Annotated in this window: 24 protein-coding genes; 15 read left to right on the top strand and 9 right to left on the bottom strand. The window is 70.5% G+C overall.

The window, feature by feature from the left end:
* The first annotated feature begins 74 nt into the window (after nucleotides 1-74).
* From HQQ78_RS09525 to HQQ78_RS09505, 5 genes are all read left to right on the top strand, one after another.
* Entirely contained in the window at nucleotides 75-1,004 is a 930-nt protein-coding gene (locus HQQ78_RS09525; RefSeq protein ID WP_043595472.1) for an ABC transporter permease, read from the top strand.
* A complete protein-coding gene (locus HQQ78_RS09520) occupies nucleotides 994-1,947 on the top strand; it encodes an ABC transporter permease (RefSeq protein ID WP_056048708.1) in 954 nt (317 codons plus the stop codon). Before HQQ78_RS09525 ends, HQQ78_RS09520 begins: the two co-directional genes overlap by 11 nt.
* A complete protein-coding gene (locus HQQ78_RS09515; protein WP_123571558.1) occupies nucleotides 1,944-3,701 on the top strand; it encodes an ABC transporter ATP-binding protein in 1,758 nt (585 codons plus the stop codon). The genes HQQ78_RS09520 and HQQ78_RS09515 overlap by 4 nt, the downstream gene beginning before the upstream one ends.
* Before the next feature lie 146 nt (nucleotides 3,702-3,847).
* The gene (typA, locus tag HQQ78_RS09510) at nucleotides 3,848-5,758 is read left to right on the top strand and encodes a translational GTPase TypA (protein ID WP_043595466.1); all 1,911 of its coding nucleotides are present in this window, start codon (nucleotides 3,848-3,850) and stop codon (nucleotides 5,756-5,758) included.
* Between the two features lie 121 nt (nucleotides 5,759-5,879).
* Nucleotides 5,880-6,395 (top strand): hypothetical protein, encoded by a 516-nt coding sequence (locus HQQ78_RS09505; RefSeq protein ID WP_173152756.1) that lies wholly within the window; start codon nucleotides 5,880-5,882, stop codon nucleotides 6,393-6,395.
* Between the two features lie 54 nt (nucleotides 6,396-6,449).
* Here HQQ78_RS09505 and efeB read toward each other — a convergent pair whose 3' ends face one another.
* From efeB to efeU, 3 genes are read right to left on the bottom strand one after another with little or no spacing between them, the layout of a single operon-like run.
* Nucleotides 6,450-7,739, bottom strand: coding sequence for an iron uptake transporter deferrochelatase/peroxidase subunit (efeB, locus tag HQQ78_RS09500; protein WP_173154762.1), 1,290 nt, complete (start codon nucleotides 7,737-7,739; stop codon nucleotides 6,450-6,452).
* Nucleotides 7,736-8,932, bottom strand: a complete 1,197-nt coding sequence (gene efeO / locus HQQ78_RS09495) for an iron uptake system protein EfeO (RefSeq protein WP_056048703.1) — start codon at nucleotides 8,930-8,932, stop codon at nucleotides 7,736-7,738. Before efeO ends, efeB begins: the two co-directional genes overlap by 4 nt.
* Complete coding sequence (efeU, locus tag HQQ78_RS09490; protein WP_173154758.1) at nucleotides 8,929-9,828, bottom strand: iron uptake transporter permease EfeU; 900 nt, start codon at nucleotides 9,826-9,828, stop codon at nucleotides 8,929-8,931. The genes efeO and efeU overlap by 4 nt, the downstream gene beginning before the upstream one ends.
* A 175-nt stretch (nucleotides 9,829-10,003) precedes the next feature.
* Here efeU and HQQ78_RS09485 point away from each other — a divergent pair, with 175 nt between their 5' ends.
* From HQQ78_RS09485 to HQQ78_RS09470, 4 genes are read left to right on the top strand one after another with little or no spacing between them, the layout of a single operon-like run.
* Nucleotides 10,004-11,350 (top strand): PIG-L family deacetylase, encoded by a 1,347-nt coding sequence (locus tag HQQ78_RS09485; RefSeq protein ID WP_173152753.1) that lies wholly within the window; start codon nucleotides 10,004-10,006, stop codon nucleotides 11,348-11,350.
* Nucleotides 11,347-11,673 (top strand): ferredoxin, encoded by a 327-nt coding sequence (fdxA, locus tag HQQ78_RS09480; protein WP_043595461.1) that lies wholly within the window; start codon nucleotides 11,347-11,349, stop codon nucleotides 11,671-11,673. The genes HQQ78_RS09485 and fdxA overlap by 4 nt, the downstream gene beginning before the upstream one ends.
* A 10-nt stretch (nucleotides 11,674-11,683) precedes the next feature.
* The gene (gene dapC, locus HQQ78_RS09475; RefSeq protein WP_173152750.1) at nucleotides 11,684-12,784 is read left to right on the top strand and encodes a succinyldiaminopimelate transaminase; all 1,101 of its coding nucleotides are present in this window, start codon (nucleotides 11,684-11,686) and stop codon (nucleotides 12,782-12,784) included.
* A 16-nt stretch (nucleotides 12,785-12,800) separates the two neighbouring features.
* Entirely contained in the window at nucleotides 12,801-14,096 is a 1,296-nt protein-coding gene (locus HQQ78_RS09470; protein WP_082460573.1) for a citrate synthase, read from the top strand.
* A 100-nt stretch (nucleotides 14,097-14,196) separates the two neighbouring features.
* Here HQQ78_RS09470 and dapD read toward each other — a convergent pair whose 3' ends face one another.
* Nucleotides 14,197-15,171, bottom strand: a complete 975-nt coding sequence (dapD, locus tag HQQ78_RS09465) for a 2,3,4,5-tetrahydropyridine-2,6-dicarboxylate N-succinyltransferase (protein WP_173152747.1) — start codon at nucleotides 15,169-15,171, stop codon at nucleotides 14,197-14,199.
* 76 nt (nucleotides 15,172-15,247) lie between these two features.
* Here dapD and dapE point away from each other — a divergent pair, with 76 nt between their 5' ends.
* From dapE to HQQ78_RS09450, 3 genes are all read left to right on the top strand, one after another.
* Nucleotides 15,248-16,321, top strand: coding sequence for a succinyl-diaminopimelate desuccinylase (gene dapE / locus HQQ78_RS09460; protein ID WP_173152744.1), 1,074 nt, complete (start codon nucleotides 15,248-15,250; stop codon nucleotides 16,319-16,321).
* Nucleotides 16,306-17,577 (top strand): hypothetical protein, encoded by a 1,272-nt coding sequence (locus HQQ78_RS09455; protein ID WP_371740478.1) that lies wholly within the window; start codon nucleotides 16,306-16,308, stop codon nucleotides 17,575-17,577. Before dapE ends, HQQ78_RS09455 begins: the two co-directional genes overlap by 16 nt.
* Before the next feature lie 83 nt (nucleotides 17,578-17,660).
* The gene (locus HQQ78_RS09450; protein ID WP_071256769.1) at nucleotides 17,661-17,831 is read left to right on the top strand and encodes a DUF3117 domain-containing protein; all 171 of its coding nucleotides are present in this window, start codon (nucleotides 17,661-17,663) and stop codon (nucleotides 17,829-17,831) included.
* A 140-nt stretch (nucleotides 17,832-17,971) separates the two neighbouring features.
* Here the strand turns inward: HQQ78_RS09450 and HQQ78_RS09445 are convergent, their stop codons facing one another.
* Nucleotides 17,972-18,598: an O-methyltransferase gene (locus HQQ78_RS09445; protein ID WP_159827108.1), complete on the bottom strand. Its 627-nt coding sequence runs from the start codon at nucleotides 18,596-18,598 to the stop codon at nucleotides 17,972-17,974.
* 69 nt (nucleotides 18,599-18,667) lie between these two features.
* Between HQQ78_RS09445 and HQQ78_RS09440 the strand changes: the two genes are divergently transcribed.
* Nucleotides 18,668-19,075 (top strand): hypothetical protein, encoded by a 408-nt coding sequence (locus HQQ78_RS09440; RefSeq protein ID WP_056048676.1) that lies wholly within the window; start codon nucleotides 18,668-18,670, stop codon nucleotides 19,073-19,075.
* 117 nt (nucleotides 19,076-19,192) lie between these two features.
* Here HQQ78_RS09440 and HQQ78_RS09435 read toward each other — a convergent pair whose 3' ends face one another.
* The gene (locus tag HQQ78_RS09435) at nucleotides 19,193-20,107 is read right to left on the bottom strand and encodes a LysR family transcriptional regulator (RefSeq protein WP_056048675.1); all 915 of its coding nucleotides are present in this window, start codon (nucleotides 20,105-20,107) and stop codon (nucleotides 19,193-19,195) included.
* A 188-nt stretch (nucleotides 20,108-20,295) separates the two neighbouring features.
* Here HQQ78_RS09435 and HQQ78_RS16165 point away from each other — a divergent pair, with 188 nt between their 5' ends.
* Entirely contained in the window at nucleotides 20,296-20,418 is a 123-nt protein-coding gene (locus tag HQQ78_RS16165; protein WP_255350805.1) for a hypothetical protein, read from the top strand.
* Nucleotides 20,419-20,593: 175 nt separating this feature from the next.
* On the opposite strand, the gene HQQ78_RS09430 is transcribed toward HQQ78_RS16165, so the two are convergent.
* The 3 genes from HQQ78_RS09430 to HQQ78_RS09420 are packed head-to-tail and all read right to left on the bottom strand — an operon-like array spanning nucleotide 20,594 to nucleotide 23,643.
* Nucleotides 20,594-21,760, bottom strand: a complete 1,167-nt coding sequence (locus tag HQQ78_RS09430) for an Mrp/NBP35 family ATP-binding protein (RefSeq protein WP_371740479.1) — start codon at nucleotides 21,758-21,760, stop codon at nucleotides 20,594-20,596.
* On the bottom strand, nucleotides 21,753-22,334 hold the full coding sequence (locus HQQ78_RS09425; RefSeq protein ID WP_056048668.1) for a DUF1003 domain-containing protein: 582 nt from the start codon (nucleotides 22,332-22,334) through the stop codon (nucleotides 21,753-21,755). Before HQQ78_RS09425 ends, HQQ78_RS09430 begins: the two co-directional genes overlap by 8 nt.
* Nucleotides 22,321-23,643, bottom strand: a complete 1,323-nt coding sequence (locus HQQ78_RS09420) for a magnesium transporter MgtE N-terminal domain-containing protein (protein ID WP_056048665.1) — start codon at nucleotides 23,641-23,643, stop codon at nucleotides 22,321-22,323. The genes HQQ78_RS09425 and HQQ78_RS09420 overlap by 14 nt, the downstream gene beginning before the upstream one ends.
* 71 nt (nucleotides 23,644-23,714) lie before the next feature.
* Here HQQ78_RS09420 and HQQ78_RS09415 point away from each other — a divergent pair, with 71 nt between their 5' ends.
* Nucleotides 23,715-24,215: a general stress protein gene (locus tag HQQ78_RS09415; RefSeq protein ID WP_056048662.1), complete on the top strand. Its 501-nt coding sequence runs from the start codon at nucleotides 23,715-23,717 to the stop codon at nucleotides 24,213-24,215.
* Nucleotides 24,216-24,230: the final 15 nt, after the last annotated feature.

The following is a 24,230-nucleotide window of genomic DNA, read 5'->3' as shown; positions in this document are numbered from 1 at the left end:
TTCGGCGGGCCCACCCACCTCTCCCTCCACACGATTGCGATAACGATGCACGCGCAGACGTCCGAGGAAGCCTGATGCTCTGGTACACCGGACGCCGGCTCCTCCAACTGATCCCCGTCTTCTTCGGGGCGACGTTCCTCATCTACTTCATGGTCTTCGCGCTGCCCGGTGACCCCGTGGCGGCGCTGTTCGGCGACAAGACCCCGTCGCCGGCCGTCATCGAGGCCATCCGCGCCGAGTACAACCTCGACCAACCGTTCATCGTGCAGTACCTGCTGTACATCGGCGGCCTGTTCACCGGCGACCTCGGCACGACCTTCTCCGGGCGTCCCGTGGTCGACGAGCTGATCCGCGCGTTCCCGATCACGTTCCGGCTCGCGATGCTCGCCCTGCTCTTCGAGGCCGTCGCCGGCATCGTCGTGGGCCTGATCGCCGGGCTCCGCAAGGGCAAGCTCTTCGACACGAGCGCCCTCGTCGTCAGCCTGCTGCTCATCTCGGTGCCGACGTTCGTCATCGGCTTCCTGCTGCAGTACGTCTTCGGCATCCAGCTCGGCCTGTTCCGCACGACGGTCAGCTCGCAGGCGCCCTGGGACGAACTCGTCCTGCCGGCCATCGTGCTCGCCTCGGTGTCGTTCGCGTACATCGTCCGCCTGACCCGCGCCTCCGTGTCCGAGAACTCGAGCGCGGACTTCGTGCGCACCGCGTCGGCGAAGGGCCTCACCCGTGGCCGCGTCGTCACGGTGCACATCCTGCGCAACTCGCTCGTCCCCGTGGTCACCTACCTCGGCGTCGACATCGGTTCGCTGATGGTCGGTGCCATCGTCACCGAGGGAATCTTCAACATCCAGGGCGTCGGCGGAACCGTCTACCGGGCGATCACGCTCGGCGAGGGCCCCACCGTCGTCTCGTTCGTCGCCGTGATGGTGATCATCTTCATGATCGCCAACCTCCTCGTCGACCTGCTGTACGCCCTTCTCGACCCGAGGATCCGCTATGCCAAGTAACGACTCGTCGGCGTTGTCCGCCGACCACTTCGTCGCCGATCTCGACGAGACGCCCGTCAAGGCCGTCGACGCGATCGACGAGTCCGAGAAGCCCCGCAGCAGCTGGAACGACGCGTGGGACGCCATGAAGCGTCGCCCGACGTTCTGGATCGCGGCGTTCCTCATCGTCGTCGTCATCATGGTGGCGCTCTTCCCCGGGCTGTTCACCAGCGTCTCGCCGACGGCCGCCGACCTGCCCCGCAGCAACGAGGGCCCGTCGGCCGGTCACCTGCTCGGTTTCACCTTCCAGGGAACCGACGTGTTCGCCCGCATCGTCTGGGGCACCCGTGCCTCGTTGACCGTCGGACTGCTGGCGACGATCATCGTCACGATCGTCGGCATCGTCATCGGGTCGCTCGCCGGGTTCTACGGCGGATGGCTCGACGCGATCGTCTCGCGCCTGGGCGACATCTTCTTCGCGATCCCCACCGTCCTCGGTGCCATCGTGTTGATGTCCATCCTGCCGACCAGGACGCCCCTCACCGTGGCCCTCGTGCTGTCGGTGTTCGCCTGGCCCCAGATCGCGCGCGTCATGCGTGGTTCGGTCCTCAGCGCTCGGGCCGCCGACTACGTCACGGCCTCCGCGGCGCTCGGCGTGTCCCGCTTCCGCATCCTGGTCCGACACGTCGTGCCGAACGCCATCACCCCGGTCATCGTCGTGGCGACCGTCTCACTCGGCACGTTCATCGTGGCCGAGGCGACGCTGTCGTTCCTCGGCATCGGGCTGCCGCCGAGCACCATGTCCTGGGGCAACGACATCAACGCCGCACGCAACTCGCTCCGCGTCGCGCCGATGCCCCTCTTCTGGCCCGCAGCGGCGTTGTCCGTGACGGTGCTGTCGTTCCTCCTCATGGGCGACGTCGTGCGCGACGCCCTCGACCCGAAGGCGAGGGCACGTCGATGACCGACACCTCAACCCGACCCGAGACGGCGGGCACCGCGTCGTCCTCGACGCCCCTGCTCGAGATCAAGGGCCTGAAGATCGGCTTCAAGACGCAGGCCGGGTACGTCGACGCCGTGCGCGGGGTCGACCTGACGATCCGCCAGGGCGAGAGCCTCGCGATCGTGGGCGAGTCCGGCTCGGGCAAGTCGACGACCGCCACGTCGATCATCGACCTGCTGCCCGGCACGGGAGAGGTCACCGGCGGCCAGATCCTCTTCGAGGGCAAGGACCTCACGAAGGTCAGCGCGTCCGAGATGCAGGCCATCCGTGGTCGCGACATCGGCTACGTGCCGCAGGACCCCATGTCGAACCTCAACCCCGTCTGGAGCATCGGCTTCCAGGTCGAGGAGGCCATCCGGGCGAACGGCGTCGCGACCGGCAAGCAGGCCGTGCGCCAGCGAGCCATCGACGTCCTGAAGGAGGCTGGGCTCAACGACGCGGGCGACCGCCTCAAGCAGTTCCCCCACCAGTTCTCGGGCGGCATGCGCCAGCGTGTGCTGATCGGCATCGGCCTGTCGTCGCGGCCCAAGCTCCTGATCGCCGACGAGCCCACCTCGGCCCTCGACGTGACCGTCCAGCGCCGCATCCTCGACCACCTCGAGACCCTGACCCGCGACTACGGCACCTCGGTGCTCTTCATCACGCACGACCTCGGCCTCGCCGCCGAACGGGCCGAGAAGCTCGTCGTCATGTACAAGGGTCGCGTCGTCGAGTCGGGGCCGTCCAAAGAGATCCTCGCCAATCCTCAGCACCCCTACACGCAGCGACTCGTCGCCGCCGCTCCTTCGCTGGCCAGCCAGCGCATCCAGTCGAGCATCGCACCCACGCACTCCCACGGGCTCGCGATCTCCGACGAAGGCGCCGACGACGCCGAGCTCATCGCTCGCGCCCGTCAGCGCGAAGAGGCCGGCAAGAAGGACTCCGAGTACATCTCGGTGACGAACCTGTCCAAGGTCTACAAGATCCGCCAGGGCGGCTTCAAGACGACCGAACTCCGGGCCGTCGACGACGTGTCCTTCTCGATCCCGCGGGGCACGACGATGGCACTCGTGGGCGAGTCCGGTTCGGGCAAGTCGACCGTGGCCAAGCTCGTGCTCCAGCTCGAGTCGATCACCTCGGGCACCGTCGCGGTCGGCGGCCAGAGCGTCGGGGCGCTGAAGGGCCGCGAGCTCTTCGACTTCCGTCGTCGCGTCCAGCCGGTCTTCCAGGACCCCTACGGTTCGCTCGACCCGATGTACAGCGTGGGCAACACCATCGCCGAACCGCTCGTCACGCACGGCATCGGCGACCGGGCCAGCCGTCAAGCCCGCGTCCGCGAGTTGCTCGACCAGGTGTCCCTGCCCGCGTCGACGGTCAACCGGTACCCGAACGAGCTCTCCGGTGGTCAGCGCCAGCGCATCGCCGTCGCTCGGGCGCTCGCCCTCAAGCCCGACGTCATCGTCCTCGACGAGGCGGTCTCGGCACTGGACGTCCTCGTCCAGGGGCAGATCCTCGACCTGCTCACCGACCTGCAGACCGAACTCGGGCTGACCTACCTCTTCATCACGCACGACCTCGCCGTCGTCCGCCTCATCGCGGACAACGTCAGCGTCATGCAGAAGGGTCGCGTCGTCGAGGCCGGCACCACGGACGACATCTTCGCGAACCCGGCGCAGCAGTACACCCGCGAACTGCTCGAGGCGATCCCCGGCGCGAACTTCGAGTTCGGCCGGTAGTCGACCCGCGCCTCCTGGTGTCGAAGGGGCCCCTCCGCCGTGCCGAGAGCACGGCGGAGGGGCCCCTTTACCACGTGCCGTAGACTGTTCCCGCCGGGCTCCGACCCGACCACTTCCCCCTCTCTCTTCTCGTAAGGAATACATCCATGGCGACTGCCATCCGCAGCGACCTGCGCAACGTGGCGATCGTGGCCCACGTCGACCACGGCAAGACGACCCTCGTCGACGCCATGCTCAAGCAGACCAACTCGTTCGACGCGCACTTCGACACCGAAGACCGCATGATGGACGGCAACGAGCTCGAGCGCGAGAAGGGCATCACGATCCTCGCGAAGAACACCTCGGTGCTCTACAACGGTGCCCACGCGACCGACGGCCCCATCACCATCAACGTCATCGACACCCCCGGCCACGCCGACTTCGGCGGCGAGGTCGAGCGCGGCCTGTCGATGGTCGACGGCGTCGTGCTGCTCGTCGACGCGTCCGAGGGCCCTCTGCCCCAGACGCGCTTCGTGCTGCGCAAGGCCCTCGCGGCCAAGCTGCCCGTCATCCTGCTGGTCAACAAGACCGACCGCCCCGACGCGCGCATCGACGAGGTCGTCGCCGAGAGCCAGGACCTCCTCCTCGGTCTCGCCAGCGACCTGAGCGAAGAGGTCGACGACCTCGACCTCGACGCCATCCTCAACGTCCCCGTGGTCTACGCCTCGGGTCGCAACGGCGCCGCGTCGACGAACAAGCCCGACGACGGCTCGCTGCCCGACAACCCCGACCTCGAGCCCCTCTTCGAGGCGATCCTCACGCACGTGCCGGCACCGCGCTACGACGACGAGCACCCCCTTCAGGCGCACGTCACCAACCTCGACGCCTCGCCGTTCCTCGGTCGTCTCGCGCTCCTCCGCGTCTTCCACGGCACCCTGCAGAAGGGCCAGACGGTCGCCTGGGTCAAGTCCGACGGCTCCGTCCAGAACGCACGGATCACCGAGCTGCTGATCACGAAGGCCCTCAGCCGCTACCCCGCCGAGAGCGCGGGCCCCGGCGACATCGTCGCCGTCGCCGGCTTCGACACCATCACCATCGGCGAGACGCTGTCCGACCCGGACGACGTGCGCCCGCTGCCGACCATCACGGTCGACGACCCGGCCATCTCGATGACCATCGGCACGAACACCTCGCCGATCATCGGCAAGGTCAAGGGCCACAAGCTGACCGCCCGCATGGTCAAGGACCGCCTCGACCGCGAACTGGTCGGCAACGTCTCGCTCAAGGTCCTCGACGTCGGTCGTCCCGACGCGTGGGAGGTCCAGGGTCGTGGCGAGCTCGCGCTGGCCATCCTCGTCGAGCAGATGCGCCGTGAGGGCTTCGAGCTCACCGTCGGCAAGCCGCAGGTCGTCACGCGTCGTGACGAGAACGGCAAGCTCCAGGAGCCGTTCGAGCACATGACCATCGACGTGCCCGACGAGTACCTCGGCGCCGTCACGCAGCTCATGGCCGCCCGCAAGGGCCGCATGGAGAACATGGCGAACCACGGCTCGGGCTGGGTCCGCATGGAGTTCATCGTCCCCTCGCGCGGCCTGATCGGCTTCCGCACGCAGTTCCTCACCGACACGCGCGGCACCGGCATCGCCAACGGCATCAGCCACGGCTACGGCCCCTGGGCCGGCGAGATCTCGACCCGCACCAACGGTTCGATCATCGCCGACCGCTCCGGCGTCGTCACCCCCTTCGCGATCATCAACCTGCAGGAGCGCATGTCGTTCTTCGTGCAGCCGACCGAAGAGGTCTACGAGGGCATGGTCGTGGGCGAGAACTCGCGCGCCGACGACATGGACGTCAACATCACCAAAGAGAAGAAGCTGACCAACATGCGTCAGTCGACGGCCGACAACTTCGAGTCGATGACGCCCTCCAAGGTGCTCTCGCTCGAAGAGGCCCTCGAGTTCGCCGGTGACGACGAGTGCGTCGAGGTCACCCCCGACGCCATCCGCATCCGCAAGGTCGAGCTCGACGCCAGCGCCCGCCAGCGCAGCACCGCTCGCCTGAAGAAGCAGAACGCGTAAGCAGCACCGCTCCACCGCACCACCCGCCGAGGAGGCGGTCCGCAGTAATGCGGGCCGCCTCCTTCGTGCATCGTCGGCACGTTCCACGCCCGCCCTCAGCGACCCCGGTTAGCCTCGCGAGGTGCTGATCCAGAAGACGACCCTCGCCCGCTCCGCCGCCACGCTCGCGCTGGCGGCCGGCCTCGTGACCGGCCTCACCGCCTGCGGCGCGGGCTCGCCCGTCGACAACATCGTGGGTGGCGCGGTCGACAGCGGCATCGAGAGCCTCAAGGGCACGGCGCAGAAGGCCGTCGAGGACGCCGCCGGGGAGGCGCTGAACGGGGCCGGCATCACGACCGACGGCACCCTGCCCGCGAGCTTCCCGACCGAGGTCCCGCTCGTCCCCGGGACGACCCGCGGTGGGGGAGCCGGTCCCGACGGCACCGGCTGGATCGCCCAGATCGCCGTCTCGGGTGCCGACCAGTTCACCGTCGCCCAGCAGCAGCTCGAGGCCGCCGGGTTCACGGCCTCCGGGGTCGACACCGACGCCGAGAGCGGCTTCGGCACGTTCACGGGTACCGCCTACCGCGTCGTGCTCACCGTCTCGACCGACAGCGAGGGCCAGGCGATCGCCACCTACGTCGTCACGTCCGTCTGAGCGACCGCGGCGCCTCCCGACGGACTGCGCGGGTCCCGAGGCCCGACGGTCGCGTCAGGCGAAGAGGGTCTCGCCCACCCAGCCGTCCTGCGACGCCCCCGGTGGAACGGCGAAGACGCCCGATCCGACGTGCTTCACGTACTCGTTCATCCGGTCGTTCCGCGACAGCGCCTGCTGGATGGGCACGTACTGCCGCCGCGGGTCCCGGTTGAAGGCGATGAAGAACAGCCCGGCATTGAGGCGGCCGAGTTCGTCGTTGCCGTCGACGAAGTTGTAGCCACGGCGCAGCAGCGTGGCCCCGTCGTTGTTCTGGGGGTGCGCCAGGGCGACGTGCGAGTCGGGTGCGATGGCCGGCCCGCCACCGGTCGGGCCGGCGACGGCGAAATCGGGGGCCGTGAACTCGGTGCCGCCCGAGAGCGGAGCCCCCTCGCCCTTGTCCCGACCCACGACCGTCTGCTGCTCGGCCAGCGAGGCGTGGTCCCACGTCTCGATCGTCATGCGGATCTTGCGCGCGACGAGGTACGAGCCGCCGCTCATCCACCCGGCGCCGTCGGACGCGGTCGCCCAGACGCCGTCGTCCACCGCGGTGACGTCCTCGGCCTTGACGTTGGCCGTGCCGTCCTTGAAGCCGAAGAGGTTGCGGGGCGTCGTCTGGCCACGGGTCGTCGACGAGGTCCGACCGAATCCCAGCTGCGACCACCGCAAGGAGGCGCGGCCGAAGGCGATCCGCGAGAGGTTGCGGATCGCGTGCACCGCGACCTGCGGGTCGTCGCTGCAGGCCTGTACGCACAGGTCGCCGCCGCTCGCGGCCGCCACGAGCTGGTCGCCCGAGAAGTGGGGCAGGTCGACGAGGGCTGGAGGCCGCTTCGAGGCGAGCCCGAAACGGTCGGTGCCGTCGCTCGTGGTGAACAGCGACGGACCGAACCCGATCGTCACGGTCAGCCCGGCCGCGGGCAGACCCGTGGCCTCGCCCGTGTCGTCCGGCGGCGCCAGGGGGCTGCCGCCCGTGGCGCCCGTCGGGCTGACGTCGAGGCCGGCCGTCAGCCTCGACGCGGCGTAGCTCCAGTCCTTCAGCAGCTCGACGAGTTCGGCGCGGGAGACCCCGTCCGCGACGTCGAACGAGGCGAAGTGCAGGCGGTCCTGCGCGGCGGTGACGATGCCCGACTGGTGCCGACCGAAGAACGGGTACGACGCCGAGGCCCCGGAGGACCCGTCGGCGTGGGCCTGCACGGCTCGGTCCGTGCCGATTCCGACCCCGAGGCCGAGGACGCCGGCTCCGACGCCCGTCCCGACGAGTCCCAGCAGACCGCGGCGCGAGAGGCCGCCTCCCTCCGTCACCGTCAGGCGACCAGCGCGGAGGTGAGCTCGCTGAGCGGCTCGCTGAGGGCGTTGACGGCATCCGACAGCTTCTTCTTGTCGGCGTCGGTCAGGTCGGTGTACGACGGGTACCCCGTGTCGAGGCTGCCGTACCCCGCGAGCAGCGTCTCGACCTTCGTCAGCCGGTCGTCGATGGAGGTCGCCAGCTCGGGGTCCTTCTGGTCGACGATGTCGCGCACGCCGTCGAACGCCACCCGGGCGCCCTCGAGGTTGCCCTGGAAGTCGTAGAGGTCGGTGTGCGACCAGATCTCTTCCTCGCCGGTGATCTTGCCGGTGGCCACCTCGTCCATCAGGCCGACCGCGCCGTTGGCGATCGCGTCGATCCCGACCGTGAAGTCGTCCGCGGTGACCTCGTCGTAGAGGTCCTTCGTGTCGCTCGTCAGCAGGCCGGCGTAGTGGGCACGTTCGTCGGCCGTCAGGGGGACGTACGCCGCGCCTCCGTTCTCGGACGCCGCGGGCTGCCAGAGGTCCTTCTCGATGCGGTGCCATCCGGTCCACTCGGTGCCGGCTTCGACGTCGGCCTCGCGGAAGTCGATCTTCGGGTCGAGGTCGCCGAACGACTCGGCCACCGGCTCGATGCGCTCGTAGTGCGCCCGCGCCGACGGGTAGAGCGACCGGGCCTTCTCGTCGTCGCCGGCGGTGTACGCGGCGAGGAACTCGTCGGTCGCCGTGACGAGCTGCCCGGTCTGGTCCTTCACGTAGCCCACGTACGCCGTCGCCGCGGCGTCGATCTGCTGCTTCTCGCTGCCCGTCGCCTCGACGGCCGCGCCCGAGTCGGTCACCGTGAAGGAGGCGCGGACGCCTTCTCCGACGAGTCCCGGGACGCAGGCGGTGTAGTAGTCGCCGGCCGGCACCGAGACCGTCATCGAGCCCGTCGTGCCGGGGCCGATGTTCTCCTTCTCGCTGATGATGCGGAGACCGTCGTCGGCGAGCAGTTCGAACTCGCTGTTGTCGCTGCCGGTGTTCGTCATGGTGAACGTGACGGGGCCGCTCGGGACCGAGGTGGTCGAGAGCGAACACGTGTCGTCGGAGCCGTCGACGGTCACGGCGGTGGCCGCGGAGGAGCCGGCGGGAGCGTTCGCGACGCAGCCGGTCAGGGCCAGCGCGAGGGCGGCGACGCCCGAGGCGACGGCGAGGGGGCGGAGGGGGCTGGCGATCATCGTGATGCTCCTGCGGTGCGGGGTGACGGGGTGGTCGAGGGGGCGGACGTGCCGAGGGTCGCGGACGAGCCGGACGGGGTCGTGGTACCGGGTCGACGTCGGCGGATCGCCCGCACGAAGAGGGGGACGACGACGGCGAGGTAGGCGAGCCAGACGACGACCTGCAGCCAGCTCGGCGTCGGGGTGAAGTTGACGAGCCCCTGGAGCAGGGTGCCGTACCAGCTGGTCGGCGGAACGGCAGCGCTCACGTCGAAGGCCAGGGAGGAGCGGCCCGGCAGCACGGACGCCTCCTGGAGGTCGCCCACCCCGTAGGCGAGGACGCCCGCCGCGACGACGACGAGGAAGTAGCCGGTCACCCGGAAGAACCGGGCGACGTCGAGGCGGACCACGCCACGGTAGATCGCCACCTGGACGGCGACCGCCGTGACGATGCCGAGGAGCGCGCCCACCAGCGGCGTCGCGCCGCCACCGGTCGACTGCACGGTGGCCCAGACGAAGAGAGCGGTCTCGATGCCCTCGCGACCGACCGAGAGGAAGGCCAGTGCGACGACCGCCCAGGCGCCGCCGCCGAGGGCCCGCTCGAGGCCCGACTCGAGTTCGCCGCGCAGGCCGCGCGCGGTGCGGGCCATCCAGAAGACCATCCAGGTCACGAAGCCCACGGCCACGATCGAGAGACCGCCACCGATGATCTCCTGGGCCTGGAAGGTCAGCCCGTAGGTGCCGAAGGTGAGCACGGCGCCGAGGCCGAGCGAGAGGACGACCGCGGCGCCCACGCCCAGCCAGAGGCGGGGGAGGACGTCGCGTCGGCCGACCTTGACCACGTAGGCGATGAGGATTCCGACCACGAGAGCGGCCTCGAGGCCCTCTCGGAGTCCGATGAGGTAGTTGGCGAGCACGGGGACGGCTTTCTCGGGGGAGTGGAGCTCGTCGTCGAGCAGGATGAGGATCAGGGACGCGGTCGACCGGTCGGACCGCAAAGGGACCGAACGGGCTGGTATGGTTAGGCTAACCTCACTTAGGGCACCCTGAGCCAGACCGACAGTAGTGCGGCGCGGCATATCCTGTCCAGTGATGAACTCCTCCGCCTCGCCGACGCCCGCGTCGCCCTCGACCGCCGGCGACCCTCGGCTCGAGCGCGTGCTCTTCGTCCACGCCCACCCCGACGACGAGACCATCACCACGGGTGGCACCATCGCCGCGATGGTCGAGGCCGGTGCCGCGGTCACCGTCGTGACCTGCACCCGGGGCGAACTGGGCGAGGTGATACCCGACGACCTCGCCGCCCTCCGGGCCGACCAGGCCGCCCTCGCCGTCCACCGCGAGGGCGAGATCGCCGCCGCCATGCGAGACCTCGGCGTCGACGACCACCGGTTCCTCGGTTCGGCCGGTGCCCGCACGCCGGGGCTCCCCGAACGGGTCTATCGCGACAGCGGCATGGTCTGGCGGTCGGACGGCGTGGCCGGGCCGACGCCCGACCTGCACCCCGCCGCATTCTGCGCCGCCGAGTTCGGCGAGGTCGTGAGCGACCTGTCGGCCGTCGTCCAGTCCGTGCGCCCGACCGCGATCATCAGCTACGACGAGGACGGCGGGTACCACCACCCCGACCACGTCCGGGCCAACCGGGTCGCCGTACGTGCCGCCCGCCTCGTCGGCGTGCCGTTCTTCGCGATCGTGGCCGGTGCCGAGTCGGCCGTGGGGGCGGAGGCCGAGGCCCTCGCCACCGACGACACCGTGCTGACGACCGACACGCGTCACGTGGCTCCTCGCAAGCTCGCCGCACTCCGCGACCACCGCAGTCAGGTCGAGGTCGTCGACCTCCCGGGTGGCCGGGCCGGCATCCGGTTCCCCCACGGCGCCGTCGAGCCCGTGACGGTCCGCGAGTCGTTCCGCTTCGTGCCCGAGCCGACGGTGGACGAGGGCGATTCCGAGATGGCCCGGATGACGACGGGCGGACGCGTCGTCGCGCTCGTCCTGGCGCTCGCCGCCGGGGCCGTGTTCGGCACCATCGGCACCGTCATGCACCAGTCGACGATCACCGTCGCCGGCTCGCCGTTCTGGTCCGGGCTCGTGCTCTCGTTGCTCATGAGCCTCACGCTCCTCGCCGGTCTCCGCTCGGTCTTCGGCTCGCGGGCGATGGCCGGGGCCGCCGCCGTCGGTCTCGTCGGGGCGCTCGTCGTCCTGTGGCAGGCGAGTCCCGGGGGGTCGATCCTCGTGCCCGACAACACGCCCGCCCTGGTCTGGCTCGGCGGAGTGTTCCTGATCTGCCTCGTGGTGCTCGGGTGGCCGCGATTGCGGGGCCCGGCCGCCGGGGGAGCGACGCCGCCCCGCGACGCGGCCCGCGCCTCCTCGGTCGAGGCACAGCCGGCAGACGATAAGCTGGACGCCCTGCCCGACGCGAAGGGAACCCCCCAGACGTGACGTACGTGATCGCACTTCCTTGTGTCGATGTCAAAGACCGTGCCTGCATCGACGAGTGCCCCGTCGACTGCATCTACGAGGGCGAACGCTCGCTCTACATCCACCCCGACGAATGCGTCGACTGCGGTGCGTGCGAGCCCGTCTGCCCGGTCGAGGCCATCTACTACGAAGACGACCTGCCCGACAAGTGGGCCGAGTACTACAAGGCCAACGTCGAGTTCTTCGACGAGATCGGCTCGCCCGGTGGCGCGGCCAAGGTCGGCGTCATCGCCAAGGACCACCCCGTGATCTCGGCGCTGCCCCCTCAGGGCGCCGGCGCCTAGGACGGCCCCCGTGGCGCTCGACCTGCCCGAGTTCCCCTGGGACGCCCTGGTGCCGTACGCGGCCACCGCTCGGCGCCACCCCGGAGGCATCGTCGACCTCAGCGTCGGTTCGCCCGTCGATCCGACGCCCGAGGTCGTCCGTGAGGCCCTCGCGGTCGCGACCGACGCCCACTCGTACCCGCAGGTCGCCGGCACCCCGGCCCTGCGGTCGGCCATCTCGGAGTGGTACGCGCGCCGCCGAGGGGTGACCGGACTCGGCGACGCGAACGTCCTGCCGACCATCGGCTCGAAAGAACTCATCGCTGGCATGGCTCTCTGGCTGGGCATCGGTCCGGGCGACACGGTGGTCTACCCGACGAACGCCTACCCGACCTACGCGCTCGGCGCCGCCCTCGTCGGAGCGACGGCCCTCGCCTCCGACGACCCGGCCGAGTGGCCCGTCTCGACGAAGCTGATCTGGTTGAACAGCCCGGGCAACCCCGACGGGGCCGTGCTGGGCTTCGAGGCTCTCCGCGCCGCCGTCGCCCGTGCGCGTGAACTCGGTGCCGTGATCGCCGGCGACGAGTGCTATGCCGAACTCGGGTGGACGGGCGAGTGGGCCGACCGCCCCACGCCCTGCATCCTCGACCCACGCGTGGTCGGCGACGACCTCCGCGGCGTCGTCTCGGTCTACTCGCTCAGCAAGCAGTCGAATCTCGCCGGGTACCGCGCGGGCTTCGTCGCGGGCTGCGACCACGTGCTCGGGCAGCTCCTCGCCGTGCGCAAGCACGCGGGCCTCATGCCGCCGGCCCCGGTGCAGCAGGCCATGGTCGTCGCCCTGGCCGACGAGGCCCACGTGGTCGAGCAGAAGGCGCGGTACGCGGCCCGCCGAGCGCGCCTCCTGCCCGCTCTCGAGGCAGCGGGGTTCCGCATCGACCGCAGCGAGGCCGGCCTGTACCTCTGGGCCACGCGGGACGAGGACGCCTGGGCCTCGGTGTCCTGGCTCGCCGAGCGTGGCGTGCTCGTCGCCCCGGGGTCGTTCTACGGGCCCGCCGGTGATCGCCACGTCCGCGTGGCACTCACGACGACCGACGAGCGCATCGACGCCGCCGTGGGGCGACTCGGCGGCTGACCGCTAGGCTGACCGGGTGACTGACACTGCCAACGACGCCCAGAAGGCCACGCTGCAGTTCCCGGGGGGAACAGCCGAGTTCCCGATCGTCGCGAGCACCGAGGGTGCCTCGGCGATCGACATCTCGACGTTCACCAAGCAGACCGGTTACACGACCCTCGACACGGGTTTCGTGAACACCTCCAACGCCCGAAGCACGATCACCTACATCGACGGTGATCAGGGCATCCTGCGCTACCGGGGCTATCCGATCGAACAAGTCGCCGAGAACTCGACCTACCTCGAGACGGCCTGGCTGTTGATCTACGGCGAACTGCCCACCCCCGACCAGCTCGCCGACTTCGACGCGCGCATCCGGCGGCACACGCTGCTGCACGAAGACCTGCGCCGCTTCTTCGACGCCCTGCCGCACAACGCCCACCCGATGTCGGTGCTGTCGAGCGCGGTCGGCGCACTGTCGACGTTCTACGAAGACAGCATGAGCGTGCACGATCCCGAGCAGGTCGAGCTCCAGACCGTCCGACTGCTGGCGAAGCTGCCGGTCATCGCGGCGTACGCACACAAGAAGAGCCTCGGCCAGGCGTTCCTCTACCCCGACAACTCGCTCAGCTTCGTCGACAACTTCCTCAAGCTGAACTTCGGCACGATGGCCGAGCCGTACGAGGTGAACCCCGTCCTGTCGAAGGCGCTCGAACGCCTGCTCATCCTCCACGAGGACCACGAACAGAACGCGTCGACCTCGACCGTGCGTCTCGTCGGCTCGACGCAGGCCAACATGTTCTCGTCGATCTCGGCGGGCATCAGCGCCCTCTACGGGCCGCTGCACGGCGGGGCCAACGAGGCCGTCCTCAAGATGCTCGCCGAGATCCGCGACAGCGGGCAGGGTGTCGAGCGCTTCGTCGAGCGGGTCAAGAACAAAGAGGCCGGCGTCAAGCTGATGGGCTTCGGCCACCGGGTCTACAAGAACTACGACCCGCGCGCCAAGCTCGTCAAGGAGAGCGCCACCGAGGTGCTCGAGTCGCTCGGCGTGAAGGACGACCTGCTCGACATCGCGATGGAGCTCGAGGGCATCGCCCTGGCCGACGACTACTTCGTCGAGCGCAAGCTCTACCCGAACGTCGACTTCTACACGGGCGTCATCTACAAGGCGATGGGGTTCCCGCCCCGCATGTTCACGGTGCTCTTCGCCATCGGTCGCCTCCCCGGCTGGATCGCCCACTGGCGCGAGATGAACACCGACCCGACGACCAAGATCGGCCGCCCCCAGCAGTTGTACCTGGGCGCGACCGAACGCGATTGGCCGCAGCGCTAGTCCGCCGGAACGATCGGCACGACGCGAGGGGGTGGGCACGACGCCGGGTTCAGACCTGGATTCGTGCCCACCCCTTTCGGTCGTGGTGCTCGTCGAAGACCTACGCGTGCAGCTGCGAGTTCAGCGTGATGCCGTGGCCCTTGCGGGGCAGCACCTCGACGGCGCCGGTCAGCGAGTTGCGGCGGAAGAGCAAGCCCGGCTGGCCCGAGAGCTCGACGGCCTTGACCGTCTGCGGCGAACCGTCGTTGGTCGGGGTGCCGCCCACGACGACGACCTTGGTGCCCGCCGTCACGTAGAGGCCGGCCTCGACGACGGTGTCGTCGCCGATCGCGATGCCGATGCCGGCGTTGGCGCCGAGCAGGGCGCGGGCGCCGATCGTCACCCGCTGGGTGCCGCCGCCCGACAGCGTGCCCATGATCGAGGCTCCGCCGCCGATGTCGGACCCGTCACCCACGACGACGCCCTGGGAGATGCGGCCCTCGACCATCGACGACCCGAGCGTGCCCGCGTTGAAGTTCACGAACCCCTCGTGCATGACCGTGGTGCCGGGGGCCAGGTGGGCACCGAGCCTCACCCGCGACGCGTCGGCGATGCGGACGCGGTCGGGCGAGACGTAGTCGAGCATGCGGGGGAACTTGTCGATGCCGGTCGCGACGATGCCGGCACGCTGCAGCCTCGGACGGAGCCGTGCGAAGTCGTCGGGGTGGACCGGCCCCGCGTTCGTCCAGGTGACGATGGGCAGGTGCGCGAACACGCCGTCGAGGTTGACCGTGTTGGGCTCGACGAGGAGGTGGCTCAGCAGGTGCAGTCGCAGGTACGCGTCGGGCGTGGACGCAGGAGGCGCGCTCAGGTCGATCTCGACGGTCACCGGGACGAGGTCGACCGCGCGGCGCTCGTCGGGACCGGCCGCGTCGGCCAGCTCGGCCGGGACGATCTCGGGGTCGCGGTCGGCCGGGAGGGTGCCGAGCCGGGGGGAGGGGAACCAGGTGTCGAGCGTGGTGCCGCCGTGCGAGACGGTCGCGAGGCCGTACCCGTAGGCGTGGGTCGGGGCGGTGGCGGTGGCGTCGGAAGTCATGGACCCGAGCGTATCGGCAGCCGCCGACGGACCGCTTCGGAGGTGACCCGTGCCCTGGCCCCGTAAACTCGCCCGCATGGCACCGATCGACCTCTCCGTCTCGCCCGTCGACGTCACCAGGCAGCTCTGCGACATCCGGTCGGAGTCGGGCGACGAACGCCTCGTCGCCGACGAGATCTGGGCCACGCTCGACGGTTGCGACCACCTCGAGTTGTTCCGCGACGGCGACGCGATCGTCGCCCGGACCCGGCTCGGCCGGGCCTCGCGGGTCGTCATCGCCGGTCACATCGACACGGTGCCGATCAACGACAATGTGCCCACGCGCTACGAGACCGAGGACGGGGTCGACTACCTCTGGGGTCGCGGCACCGTCGACATGAAGGCCGGCTGTGCCGTCCACCTCAGGCTCGCGGTCGAGTTGACCGAGCCCGGCGTCGACGTCACCTGGGTCTGGTACGACCACGAAGAGGTCTCCGACGCCCTGAACGGCCTGGGCCGCCTCGCGCGCGTCCGACCCGACCTGTTGGCCGGCGACTTCGCCGTCCTGGGCGAACCGAGCAACAGCGGGGTCGAGGGGGGCTGCAACGGCAACCTGCGCGCCGAGATCCGCACCTTCGGCGCCCGTTCGCACAGCGCCCGCTCGTGGGTCGGCGACAACGCCATCCACAAGGCCGCGCCGATCCTCGACGTGCTGGCGGCCTACGAGGCGCGAGAGGTCGAGGTCGACGGGCTCGTCTATCGCGAGGGCCTCAACGCCGTGGGCATCACGGGCGGCGTGGCCGGCAACGTCATCCCCGACGAGTGCATGGTGCACGTCAACTACCGGTTCGCCCCGAGCCGCAGCGGCGACGAGGCCGTCGCCCACGTCCGCGAGCTCTTCGAGGGCTTCGACGTCACGATCGTCGACCTCGCCCCCGGGGCCCGGCCCGGTCTGGACGCCCCGCTGGCACAGCAGTTCCTGCGTGCCGTGGGCGGCGAGGCCAAGCCCAAGTACGGGTGGACGGACGTCGCGCGGTTCTCCGCGCTCGGCGTCCCCGCGGTCAACTACGGTCCCGGTGACCCGATGCTGGCCCACCACGACGACGAGCGGGTGCCCGTGCAGCAGATCCTCGACAACGAGCGCGGACTGCGGGCGTGGCTGACGGCCTGACCGTCGACGACGCGAGTCGCGCCTCCTCGTCCCCGTCGACGCGGCACGATCCCCGACGACCGACCTCGGCGTCGAGGCCCCTCTTGCTGCGCTACCGGCTCACGCCGTGGTGGGCCCGGGTGCTCGTGGTGTTCGTCCTGTCGCGCGCCGTCAGCACGATCGCGCTGCTCACCTTCGCCGGTGCCCAGCAGGCCAACGCGTGGACCCTCGCGAGCCCGGACTACGGCAGCTTCGCCACGATCTGGGACGGTCACTGGTACAACATCATCGCCGTGGTGGGATACCCGCGCGACCTCCCCATCACCGGCGACGGCCACGTCGGAGAGAACGCCTGGGCGTTCATGCCCGCCTACCCGTTCGTCGTCCGTGGGCTGATGGGCCTGACGGGCCTGCCGTTCGCGACGCTGGCCGTCGTCGTGTCGGTCGCCTGCGCCGCGGGGACGGCCCTGTTGTTCTACCGCCTCATGCGGCACGCGCTGCCCGAGTCGACCTCGTTGTTCGCGGTCGTCCTGTTCTGCGTGGCGCCCCTGTCGCCGCTGCTGCAGGTGGCCTACGCCGAGTCGATGTTCCTGCTGCTGCTCTGCGCGAGCCTGCTCATGCTGGTGCGGCGGCAGTACCTGGCGATGCTGCCGGTCGTGCTGATCATGTCCTTCACGCGACCTGGAGCCCTTCCGCTCGCCCTGGCGATCGGTCTGCACGGGTTGCTGCGCTGGTGGCGCCGGCACGACGATCCCTTCCCGGTGCGCGAGCGCGTCCGGGTGGCGGTGTCGGCGGCGGCCACGGGCGTGTTCGGCGTCGCCTGGCTCGTCGTCGCCGGCGCGGTCACGGGCGTGCCGGGTGCGTACACCGAGACCGAACTCGCCTGGCGGGCGCCCTACATCGGCTACGGACCGCTCGTGCCGTTCACCCCGTGGGTCGACGGGGCGAACTGGTGGTTTCCGGGTGGTTCCGGCATCGCCCTCCTCGTGGTCACGCTCGTGGCGTTCGGAGCCCTGCTGCTGTCGCCGTGGGCACGCCGGACGAGCACCGACCTGAGGCTGTGGGGCGTCGCCTACGGGCTCTACCTGCTGGCGGTGTTCTTCCCGCAGTCCAGCACCTTCCGGCTCCTGATGCCGCTCTTCCCCCTGCTGGGCGTCCTCGCGGTGCCGCGCTCGAAGGTCTACCGGGCGCTGCTCGTCGCCGTGTTCGTGGCGGCACAGTGGGTGTGGCTCTACTACTGCTGGTGGGTGAACGGGTACGACTGGACGCCGCCGTGATCGGCCGGGGAACGGCGTCGTTTAGGTCGGGGGCCCGAAATCACGGATAATGGGACCAGCAACTTGCGAAAGGGGACTATCTGATGGCAGCCATGAAGCCGAGGACCGGCGACGGGCCTATGGAAGCCGTTAAGGAGGGCCGTCTCATCATCGTGCGTGTTCCGCTCGAGGGTGGGGGACGCCTCGTGGTGTCGGTCAACGACGACGAAGCCAAAGAGTTGCACGACGCCCTCGCCGGCGTCGTCAGCGCCTAGTCGGCCGCCTCCTTAATAACCCCGGACGCCCCGCCCGCCGCACCTGCGGCGCGCGGGGCGTCCGTGCGCGTGCCCGCCTCCGTGCGCTGGCTACCGCGCCGGTTGCCTGCTGCACGGGCAGGGAGCCCGGCGGGGGAGCGTCACCGCTTGATCAGCGAGAGCAGCCCGTCGCCCGCCGTCGAGAGCGAGCTGATCACGGCCGGTGAGGTGGACACCTCGGTCAGCAAGGTGCGGAAGCCCGTGGTCGTGCTGTCGCGGACGGCGGGATTGGCCACCCGTCCGTGCCAGAGTGCGTGCGCGACGAGGACGAGTCCGCCCGGGCGGGCGAGGCGCAGGCCGTGCTCGACGTACTCGATGACCGAGCCGGGGTCGGCGTCGACGAAGACGATGTCGTACGAGTTCTCGTTCATCCGGGGCAACACGTCGGCGGCACGGCCGGCGATCATGCGGAAGCGGCTGGCAGGGATACCCGCCTGCAGGTAGGCGTCCCGGGCGGCCTGCTGGTGCTCGATCTCGCGGTCGATGGTCGTCAGGACGGCCGCGGGGGCGCCCGAGAGCAACCAGAGCCCGCTGACGCCCAGGCCCGTACCGACCTCGATGATCGACGAGGCGTTCGAGGCGGCGGCGACGACCGCGAGCTGGGCGCCGACCGCCGGCGAGACGGCCTCGACCCCGACCTCCAACGAATGCTGTCGAGCCTCGGCGATCGCGTCGCTCTCGGTGACGAGTTCTTCCGCGAACTTCCAACTTGACTCTATCTGCGACACACCCACTCCTCGAAAGGCCAACTCTAGGGGGTTCCCCGAGTCGTCACCGGTTAGTCTGCTTGCGTGTCCATGTTCGGTCTGACGTTCGACAAGCTGCTCATCATCGGTGTGCTCGCGGTCTTCCTGCTCGGTCCCGAACGACTGCCCGGCTACGCGGCGAAGCTCGCCCAGCTCGTCCGGACGGTGCGCGACATGGCCAACGGCGCGAAGACGCGCATGCGCGACGAGATGGGCCCCGAGTTCGACGATGTCGAGTGGCAGAAGCTCGACCCCCGTCAGTACGACCCGCGGCGCATCATCCGCGACGCCTTGCTCGACGGCACGGATGGCGCCCCCAAGCCCTCGGCGCCGAGCATGGCGACGGCCGGTGCCGCCGCCGCGGCTGTGTCCGCAGGATTGCCGGGGGGTCGTTCCCCCGCACAGGTGGTGCCGCTCGCGACGGGCGAGGTGCCGCCGTACGACTCCGAGGCGACCTGACCCGCCTGCGGCACCGCGCCTCCTGACCTCGTCGCCCGCCTCGTGGTCTGCCGTCCCGTGGCTCCTCGCCCCCAGCCCCTCACTCGGTCGCCACGCGGCCCGTGGGCGGCGTGATGGTCAGACGCCTCCGTGCAGTGCCGCCACGCGTGAGGCCTCGGCCCTGAGCGCGTCGACGACCCGTCGCACCGAGGGACGCTCGGCCCGGTCGCGCCGCATCACGGCGGACACCCAGCGCACGGCCCGGATGCTCTCGAGCGGCACGAGCACCATGTCGTCCCGGGCGTCCTTGGCGGTGAAGCGCGGCAGTACGGCGATGCCGAGGCCGGCCCCGACGAGCGACTCGGTCACCTTGGTGTCGCTGAAGCGCTGGGCGACGCGGACGGGGCTGCCGGTCACGCGCTCGATCTCGCGGTAGACCCACTCGAACGGGAAGTCGTGCGGGACGCCGATCCAGTTCTCGCCCTCGAGGTCGCCGGGTGCGAGCGAGGCGCGACCGGCGAGACGGTGGTCGGCGGGCAGGGCGATGTCGAGGGGCTCGGTCAACAGGGGGACGGTGACGAGTCCGCGTCCGGGCCACGGCTTGTCGTCGGACGAGTGCGCCACGACGACGTCGTGGTCGGCGGCCAGCTCGGGGAACTCGCGGATCGACGGGTCGTGGTCGCTCGCGACGACCACCAGGCCGGGGGTCTCGGCCACCGTGCGCAGCAGCCCCGGCAGCAGCATTTGTCCTCCCGTGGGGAAGGTGGCCAGCGTGACCTCGCCCTGGGGGGTGGCGACGAAGTCGTCCCAGACGGCCTGGGCGCGTTCCAGTGCCACGGCGACGTCGGTGGCCGTCTGGGCCAGCACGCGCCCGGAGCCGGTGAGCACGATGCCGCGTCCCACCCGCTCGGTCAACGCCACGCCCGCCTCGCGCTCGAGCACCTTGAGCTGCTGCGAGACGGCACTCGGGGTGCGGTGGGTGGCTCGGGCGACGGCGGCCACGCTGCCTCGTTCGGCGAGTTCGCGGAGCAGTTCGAGACGCTTGACATCCATGTAGCAAATCTACGCTGTTTCGGTAGAAACGTGAGATTGATCTACCGCTTCTCGGGGCGCATCATTGAGGAGTCCCCGGAGCGCGTCGTAGCGCTCCCGAGCTCCGGTCGACCTGGTCCCGGGCTCGGTGGCGAATCCATCCCACCACGCAGAATCGCGCGTCGAACCGCGCCAGAAAAGAGTCCCCCATGCTCACCGGAATCATCGTCCTCGCCATCGCCGCAGTCGTCGGAATCGCCGGCTCGCTCGTCTCGGTCGCCCGAGACGGTTTCCGCGCCATCCCGACCAAGACCTACAACCGCTGGTCCTAGTCCGCTTCGCGGTGGTCGGCGCGTCTCCCTCCTGAGCGTGCCGTCACCGCGTGTGCCGCCTCCGTGCTGGGGTGCGGCACGAGCACGTCGCCGCCCCTCGGGCGAGACGCTGTGACGAAAGGGCACCTCGCCACGCGAGGTGCCCTTTCTGCACGTCCGGGGTGCTCGACCCCGGTCAGGTGACGCTGAGTCCGAGCTTCCGGCCGGCCAACCCCCGGGCCCGCACCGCCAGTCGGCCCGCCAGCTCGTCGATGGCCGTGGCCGCAGGATCGTCGGGAGCGGCGAGCACGACCGGTACGCCGTCGTCGCCCCCCTGGCGCAGGCCCAGACTGAGCGGCACGCTGGCGAGCAACGGCACCTCGGCCTCTTGACCGGACGACAGTCGGCGGGCGGTCTCGACGCCACCACCGGAGCCGAAGAGCTCGAGGACGCTGCCGTCGGCCTGGGGCAGACCTGCCATGTTCTCGACGACCCCGAGCAACCGCTGACCCGTCTGGCGTGCCACGAGCCCGCTGCGCTCGGCGACGTCGGCGGCGGCCGGTTGAGGGGTCGTGACGACCAGCACCTCGGCGTGCGGCAGCAACTGCCCCACCGAGATGGCGACGTCGCCCGTCCCGGGCGGCAGGTCGAGCAACAACACGTCGAGGTCGCCGAAGTACACGTCGGTCAGGAACTGCTGGATCGTCCGGTGCAGCATCGGCCCGCGCCAGGCGACGGCGGTCGAGGCGTCGTCGACGAACATGCCGATCGAGATGACCTTCACGCCGTGGGCGACGGGCGGCAGGATCATGTCGTCGACGCGGGTGGGCTTCACCGAGGCGCCGTCGGGGCCGACGAGGCCGAGGAGTCCGGGGATGCTGAAGCCGTACACGTCGGCGTCGACGATGCCGACGGCGAGGCCCCGGGCCGCGAGGGCGACCGCGAGGTTGGCGGTCACGGTGGACTTCCCCACCCCGCCCTTGCCGCTCGTGACGGCGTACACCCGGGTCAGCGTGTCGGGCCCGAACTGCATGCCGCGCGCCGCCCGGCCCGCCCGCAGCTTCTCGGTGAGGGCGTGTCGCTCGTCCTTGGTCATGACGGTCACGTCGACGGTGACGTCGGTGACGCCGGTCACCGAGGCCGTGGCCTCGCGGACGTCGCGTTCGATCGTGTCGGCTGCCGGGCACCCCACGATCGTGAGCTTGACGGCCACCGTCGCCGCGCCTCCTGCGTCGACGACGACGTCACCGATCATGTCGAGTTCGGTGACGGGCTTGCGGATCTCGGGGTCGAGCACCCGCGCGAGCGCGCGACGGACGTCGTCCGGCCTCGCGGGGCGGGTGGCGGCGACCGGCTCAGCCACGGTGGTGGCCGTCGCGCCGGGCGTCGCGTCGTGACGACGAGGAGGTGCGGGTCGGCTCGACCGCGGGGCTCTCGTCGTCGTCGCGCCGGTCGAGCTCGTCGAGCAGCGAGCGGAGCTCGGCCCGGATGAAGTCCTTGCTGGCCATGTCGCGGATCGCGATCCGGAGCGCGACGACCTCGCGGGCCAGGTACTCGGTGTCGGCCAGGTTGCGTTCGGCGCGCTGACGGTCCTGTTCGAACTGCACGCGGTCGCGGTCGTCCTGCCGGTTCTGCGCGAGCAGGATGAGGGGAGCGGCGTACGACGCCTGCAGCGACAGGATCAGCGTCAGCGCCGTGAAGCCGATCGCGGCGCTGTCGAAGCGGATGTCGATCGGGGCGACCGTGTTGTAGATCATCCAGACGACGCAGAACAGGGTGAGGGCGATCAGGAAGTAGGGCGTGCCCATGCCCCGGGCGATGGACTCGGTCGCCCGACCGAAGCGGTCGCTGCTGACCCGCTTGCGCCCGGGCAGCACGCGGGGGCGCAGACCCTTGGGGGCGTCGAGGCGGACGTCGTTGCGGTTATCGCGGGCCATCGTCGCTCCTCGTGCTCTGGCCGATCGCGGGGCGACGGGCGCGGCCACGCGGTCGGCTCGGGGTCAGCGGTTGGTCGGGGTCCTGACTGCGCCAGTCGTCGGGCAGGACGTGGTCGAGGACGTCGTCGATGGTGACGACGCCGACGAGGCGGTGCGCCGAGTCGACGACGGGGACCGAGACGAGGTTGTAGGTCGCCATGACCCGCGTGACCTCGAGGGCCGTGGCGTCGACGCGGACCGGTTCGGTGGTCTGGTCGAGGATCGTCCCCAGGCGCTCGTTCGGCGGGTAACGGAGCATCCGCTGGAAGTGCACCATGCCGAGGAACCGGCCGGTGGGCGGTTCGTAGGGTGGCAGGACGACGCAGACCGCCGCGCCGAGCGCCGGGGCCAGTTCGTGACGACGGATCAGGGCGAGGCCCTCGGCGACCGTGGCGTCGGCCGAGACGATGACGGGCTCGGTCGTCATCAGTCCGCCGGCGGTGTCGGAGTCGTAGCTGAGCAGCATGCGCACGTCGTCGGCCTCGTCGGGCTCCATCAGCGTGAGCAGCTGCTCGGTGCGTTCGTCGGGCAGCTGGGCGATGAGGTCGGCCGCGTCGTCGGGCTGCATCTGGTCGAGGACGCTCGCCGCACGGTGGTCGTCGAGGCCCGTGAAGATCTCGACCTGCTCGGCCTCGGGCAGCTCTTCGAGCACGTCAGCGAGGCGGTCGTCGGACAGTTCGCCGGCGACCTCGAGCCGCCGCTCGGGCGTGAGGTCGAGCAGGGTGTTCGCGAGGTCCGCGGGCACGAGGTCGGAGTACGCGGCGATCAGGTGCTCGGCGCTCTGCGCCTCGCCCGGTCCGGCCTCCTCGACGACGTCGTCCCACGCCGCGAACGCCGTCGGCGCCTTGACGAACGGCGACGGCGACGTCTTGGGCTTGCGCAGGAAGAGCTGGCCGACCTCCCAGTCGCCCTCGCTCACCTCGTCGATCGCCACGTCCTCGATGGTGGCGTGGCCGCCACCGTGCCGGAACGACACGCGACGACCGAGCAGGTCGGCGATGACCCGTGTCTCGCCGCCACGCTGCTCGAAGCGGCGGAGCGTGATGACGCCGTTCGTGATGATCTGGCCCGAGCCGATGCTCGTGACGCGTCCGATCCCCACGAAGACCCGGCGCTTGCCGGGGACCTCGACGACGAGGCCCACCACGCGCGGCGCCCCGGTGCGGCGGTAGACCACCAGCACGTCGCGCACCTTGCCGACCTTGTCGCCCGCGGGGTCGAAGACGGAGCAACCGGCCAGCCGGGCGACGAAGACTCTGGTTGCACTCACGCGTCCAATTTAGTCGCTCGCGGGGTCGCCGCCGACGGGTGCCCGGCAGGGGCACCGTGTTTAATGCAGGGATGACGAACCCGGGCCCCGTGGGCCGCCGCCCGCCGATGGTGCCCACCCTGCCGCGGGGCGACGTCCTCGGCACCTACGACACGTATCCCGAGGCGCAGCGCGTGGTCGACCGGCTGTCACAGGCCGAGTTCCCGATCAAGCGGCTGGCGATCATCGGCAACGACCTCAAGACCGTCGAACGGGTCACCGGTCGACTGAGCTACGGGCGCGCCGCGCTGGCCGGGGCCGTGACCGGACTCTGGCTCGGCGTCTTCTTCGGGCTCGTCATGCTCGTCTTCGCGACCGAGACCGCCACCGCGGCCACCGTCGGGGCGGCCGCCCTGCTCGGAGCCGGCTTCGGCATGCTCTACGGCATCGTCAGCTTCGCGATCACCCGCCGCCGCCGTGACTTCACCTCGACGCACCAGGTGCTCGCGTCGAACTACCAGATCGTGGTCGACCCCGAGGTCTCCGGGCGGGCGCACGAGATCCTCGCGCGTCCCGAGACCCCGCGCCGCTGACGTACCCTGGTGTCG

It is taken from the genome of Frigoribacterium sp. VKM Ac-2859 (assembly GCF_013204925.1).
Classification (GTDB): Bacteria; Actinomycetota; Actinomycetes; order Actinomycetales; family Microbacteriaceae; genus Frigoribacterium.
This window is presented reverse-complemented; position numbering and strand designations above follow the sequence as displayed.